At 67.7% G+C, this 5,121-nt stretch carries 6 protein-coding genes; all 6 read left to right on the forward strand.

Annotated elements, in window-relative coordinates:
- Window positions 1–1,201, forward strand: a 1,201-nt coding sequence (locus VNJ47_12600; protein ID HXG29671.1) for a hypothetical protein, incomplete at its 5' end; no start/stop codon positions are given.
- The gene (gene nuoH, locus VNJ47_12605; GenBank protein HXG29672.1) at window positions 1,201–2,217 is read left to right on the forward strand and encodes an NADH-quinone oxidoreductase subunit NuoH; all 1,017 of its coding nucleotides are present in this window, start codon (window positions 1,201–1,203) and stop codon (window positions 2,215–2,217) included. The genes VNJ47_12600 and nuoH, both read left to right, overlap by 1 nt.
- Before the next feature lie 23 nt (window positions 2,218–2,240).
- On the forward strand, window positions 2,241–2,768 hold the full coding sequence (gene nuoI / locus VNJ47_12610; GenBank protein HXG29673.1) for an NADH-quinone oxidoreductase subunit NuoI: 528 nt from the start codon (window positions 2,241–2,243) through the stop codon (window positions 2,766–2,768).
- Between the two features lie 136 nt (window positions 2,769–2,904).
- Window positions 2,905–3,411 carry an NADH-quinone oxidoreductase subunit J gene (gene nuoJ / locus VNJ47_12615; GenBank protein HXG29674.1) on the forward strand — a complete coding sequence of 169 codons (507 nt, stop codon included), beginning with the start codon at window positions 2,905–2,907 and terminating at the stop codon, window positions 3,409–3,411.
- Between the two features lie 97 nt (window positions 3,412–3,508).
- Window positions 3,509–3,817, forward strand: a complete 309-nt coding sequence (gene nuoK / locus VNJ47_12620; protein HXG29675.1) for an NADH-quinone oxidoreductase subunit NuoK — start codon at window positions 3,509–3,511, stop codon at window positions 3,815–3,817.
- Window positions 3,814–5,121 (forward strand): NADH-quinone oxidoreductase subunit L (nuoL, locus tag VNJ47_12625; protein ID HXG29676.1); only part of this gene is annotated, 1,308 nt, incomplete at its 3' end. The genes nuoK and nuoL, both read left to right, overlap by 4 nt.

Below are 5,121 nucleotides of genomic sequence, written 5' to 3' on the forward strand. Positions count from 1 at the left end.
CGAACGCCAGCCGGGCCTGTGCCTGGTCACGCCCGAGGCCAACAGCCTGGGCGTGGCCCTGATGGAGGCAATGAGCCTGGATGCCGCGCTGGCGGCCGCGCGCGCCGGCCAGGTGGACACGCTCATCGTGCTGGAGAATGACCTGTTCCGCCGCGCGCCGGCGGACCAGGTGGAAGCTGCGCTGGCCGGCGTGAAGCAGCTGCTGGTGCTGGACTACCTGAATACACCGACCGTGCAGCGCGCCAGTGCGGTGCTGCCGGTCGGCAGCTTCGCCGAGGCCGACGGCACCTGGGTCAATTACGAGGGTCGTGCGCAGCGCGCCTACCAGACCTACGCGCCCGATGCGGAAGGGCCGATGCGCGACGTGACCGAAAGCTGGCGCTGGCTGCAGCAGGTCGCGGGCGGCGCCGTGCCGGAGTGGAAGAATCTCGACGCCGTGACCGCGGATTGCGCCGCTGCGATTCCCGCGCTGGCCCGGATTCCCGACGCCGCGCCCAGCGCGGCGTTCCGCCGCGCCGGCCAGAAGCTGGCGCGCCAGCCGCACCGCTACAGCGGCCGCACCGCGATGCGCGCGCACATCAGCGTGCACGAGCCGCGCCCGCCGGTGGATCCGGATTCGCCGCTGTCCTTCTCGATGGAGGCGGCGGACAACGCGCGTGTGGCGCAGCAGGGCCGGCTGGCGGACAAGGCGCTCACCGGGCCTGGCAATGGCCGCACCGAAACAGCGCCCACGCGCCCGAACATCGTTCCGCTGGTCTGGATGCCCGGCTGGAACTCCAACCAGGCGATCACCAAGTTCCAGGACGAGATCAACGGCCACCTGCGCGGCGGCGATCCCGGCGTGCGCCTGTTCGACGCCGCCGAGGGCGGCGAATACTTCCGCCTCGAGTTCGAGGCGGCGACGGGTGCGGGGCTGCGCGTGCTGCCGCTGCATCACATCTTCGGCAGCGAGGAGCTGAGCGCGAAGAGCGCGCCGGTGGCCGAGCGCATGCCGCCCAACTACGTGGCGCTCAACGCGCGCGAGCTGGCGCGTCTCGGGCTGGCCGCCGGGCAGGGCGTACGCCTGGCCTGGAACGGCAGCAGCCTCAGCCTGCCGGTGCGGCTGGACGACAGCCTGCCGGACGGCGGCATCGGCCTGCCGCAGGGCCTGCCGGGCATGCCGGTCATCGCCGAAACGCGGCTGCAGGTGGAGAAGGCCTGATGCTGGACGCGCTGCTGCAGGCCCTGACGCCCTGGCTGCCCGTCATCCTCAAGTCGGGCCAGGTGCTCGCCATTCTGTTGACGGTGGTGATCGCGGCCGCGCTGCTGATCTGGCTCGAACGCCGCCTGCTGGGCCTGTGGCAGGACCGCTACGGCCCGAACCGGGTGTGGATCTTCGGACTCGGCCAGGTGGTGGCCGACATGATCAAGATCTTCACCAAGGAAGACTGGATTCCGCCCTTCGCCGACAAGGCGGTGTTCGTCATCGCGCCGGCAATCATCATGGTCACGCTGCTGCTGGCCTTCGCGGTCGTGCCGATCGCGCCGGGCGTGGGCGTGGTGGACATGAACGTCGGCCTGCTGTTCTTCCTGGCGATGTCCTCGCTGGCGGTGTACAGCGTGATGCTCGGCGGCTGGGCCTCGAACAGCAAGTATTCCCTGCTGGGCGCGCTGCGTGCCTCGGCGCAGATGGTCAGCTACGAGGTGTTCATGGGCCTGTCGCTGATGGGTGTGGTGGCGCTGGTCGGCAGCTTCAACCTGCGCGACATCGTCGAGTACCAGGCGCGCGAGGGCTGGCTGATCTTCCCACAATGCGTCGCCTTCCTGGTGTTCCTGGTGGCGGGCATCGCCGAGTCGCATCGCACGCCCTTCGACCTGCCCGAAGCCGAGCACGAGCTGGCGGCCGGCTTCCACACCGAGTATTCGGGCATCAAGTTCGGCATGTTCTTCGTCGGTGAGTACATCGGCGTGGTGCTGATTTCGGCCATGCTGACGAGCCTGTTCTTCGGCGGCTGGCTGGGACCGACCTTCGGTCCGGCCTGGCTGCAGGCGCTGCAGCCGATCATGTGGTTCGCGTTCAAGACCTTCCTGTTCATCTGTTTCTTCATCCTGCTGCGCGCGGCGCTGCCGCGGCCGCGCTATGACCAGCTGATGGCCTATGGCTGGAAGTTCATGCTGCCGCTGGCGCTGCTGAACCTGCTGGTGACCGGCGCCGTGGTGCTGGCGGGGAGCGCCTGAACATGTGGCAGCAGCTGAAAGAGATGTTCGACCTGCTGTGGAGCTCGCTGCGCAGCCTGGCGATGATCTTCATGCACGCCTTCCGCAAGCGCGACACCATCCAGTACCCGGAAGAAAAACCCTATGTGCCGCCGCGCTACCGCGGCCGCATCGTGCTGACGCGCGACCCGGACGGCGACGAGCGCTGCGTGGCCTGCAACCTGTGCGCGGTGGCCTGTCCGGTGGGCTGCATCGCGTTACAGAAGGCCGAGCGCGAGGACGGGCGCTGGTATCCCGAGTGGTTCCGGATCAACTTCTCGCGCTGCATCTACTGCGGCTTCTGCGAGGAGGCCTGCCCGACCTATGCGATCCAGCTCACGCCGGATTACGAGATGGCGGAGTATGACCGCCAGAACATGGTGTACGAGAAGGAGCACCTCCTGATCAGCGGCACCGGCAAGTACCCGGGCTACAGCTTCTACCGGGTGGCGGGACTGGCGATCCAGGGCAAGGACAAGGGGCAGGCGCAGAACGAGGCGCCGCCGGTGGATGTGAAGAGTTTGCTGCCGTGAAGAAAGATCAAGAATTTGACAGGATGACAAGATTAACAGGAACAACAGGACCAAAGATGTCTACTTTGAAAGTAAAAAACCTGTTAATCCTGAGAATCCTGTAATCCTGTCGCATATTTCTCTTCAGGAATCGGGGATGGAGGTACTTTTTTATCTGGCATCGGCGGTCGCGGTGGGGTCCACCGCGCTCACGATCACGCGCCTGGCGCCCGCGCACGCGCTGCTGTACCTGATCGTCTCGCTGCTGTCGGTGGCGGTGGTGTTCTTTACCCTGGGCGCGCCCTTTGCGGCGGTGCTCGAGGTGCTGGTCTATGCCGGCGCGATCATGGTGCTGTTCGTGTTCGTGATGATGATGCTCAACCTCGGCGACCAGGCCGTGGCGCAGGAGCGCCAGTGGTTCAAGCCCGGCATGTGGATCGGGCCGGCGCTGATGTCCGCCGTGCTGCTGGCCGAGATCGCCTGGCTGCTGGCCAGCGACCAGCTGCGCGGCGCCGCGCACCCGGTCGGCGCCAAGGCGGTCGGCATCGCGCTGTACGGGCCTTACCTGCTGGCGGTCGAGCTGGCCTCGATGCTGCTGCTGGCGGGGCTGGTCGCCGCCTACCACATCGGCCGGCGCGACCCGGACGAGAGGCGCGGGTCATGAGCATGCCGACACGGTGTCTGCCCGAAGGGCAGTGGGTGCGGGAGGCGTGCTCGGTTCACGGCAGGTCTGGCGAAACCCTCGCAAATAAGGTGCAGCAGTGAACGGCGTGCCGATGGAACATGCCCTGCTGCTGGCCGGCGCGCTGTTCGCGCTCGGCCTGGCCGGCGTGCTGGTGCGCCGCAACCTGCTGTTCATCCTGATGAGCCTGGAGATCATGCTCAACGCCACCGGCCTGGCCTTCGTCGCCGCCGGCGCGCGCTGGGGCCAGGCCGACGGGCAGGTGATGTTCGTCCTGATCCTCACGCTGGCCGCGGCCGAGGTCTCGGTGGGCCTGGCGCTGGTGTTGCAGGTCTACCACCGCTTCCGCACGCTGGATGCGGACGCCGTCAGCGAGATGCGCGGATGATCGGCTTCGACCTGCTGGCCTGGATCCCGGCCGCGCCGCTGGCCGGCGCGCTGCTGCTCATGGCCAGCCGCGGACGCATGCCCGAGCGGCTGGCGACGCTGGTGGGCGTGGGCTCGGTCGGCATCGCCGCGCTGCTGACGGCGCTGGTCGGCTGGCAGTTCCTGCAGGCGCCGCCCGCGGACGGGCATTACACGCAGGTGCTGTGGACCTGGTTCTCGATCGAGGGGCTGACGCCGCAGATCGGTTTCCGGCTCGACGGCCTGTCGCTGGTGATGATGGGCGTGATCACCGGCGTCGGCTTCCTGATCCACTGGTTCGCGTCGGCCTATATGCACGACGACGACGGCTTCGCGCGCTTCTTCGCGTACATGAACCTGTTCGTCGCCAACATGCTGGTGCTGGTGCTGGCCGACAACCTGCTGCTGCTCTACCTCGGCTGGGAAGGCGTGGGCCTGTGCAGCTACCTCCTGATCGGCTTCTGGTACCGCGACCCGGCGAATGGTCTGGCGGCAAGAAAGGCCTTCATCATCACGCGCGTGGGCGACACTTTCATGGCCATCGGCCTGTTCATCCTGGCCACGCGCCTGGGCACGCTCGATATCCAGACACTGATGGCCCTGGCGCAGCAGCAGTGGCCGGTCGGCTCGACCCTCGCCACCGTCACCGCGCTGCTGCTGCTCGGCGGCGCGGTCGGCAAGTCGGCGCAGCTGCCGCTGCAGACCTGGTTGCCGGATGCGATGGCCGGCCCGACGCCGGTCTCGGCGCTGATCCATGCCGCCACCATGGTGACCGCCGGCGTGTACCTGATCGCGCGCACGCACGGCCTGTTCGAGCTGTCGCCCTTTGCCCTCGAGGCGGTGGGCTGGGTCGGCGGGCTGACGCTGCTGCTGGCCGGCTTCACCGCGCTCACCCAGACCGACATCAAGCGCATCCTCGCCTATTCGACCATGAGCCAGATCGGCTACATGTTCCTGGCGCTGGGCGTGGGCGCCTGGTCCGCCGCGATCTTCCACCTGATGACGCATGCCTTCTTCAAGGCGCTGCTGTTCCTGTCGGCCGGCGCGGTGATCCTGTGCATGCACCACGAGCAGGACATCTTCCGCATGGGCGGGCTGCGCCGGCGCCTGCCGCTGTCGTTCTGGAGCTTCATCATCGGCGGCTCGGCGCTGGCCGCGCTGCCCTTCGTGACCGCCGGTTTCTACAGCAAGGAGGCGATCCTGTGGGGTGCCTGGGCCACCGGTCACAAGGCGCTGTGCCTGATGGGCCTGTTCGGCGCGCTGCTGACCTCGATCTACACCTTCCGG

The sequence above is a fragment of the Nevskiales bacterium genome (assembly GCA_035574475.1).
Lineage (GTDB): Bacteria > Pseudomonadota > Gammaproteobacteria > Nevskiales > DATLYR01 > DATLYR01.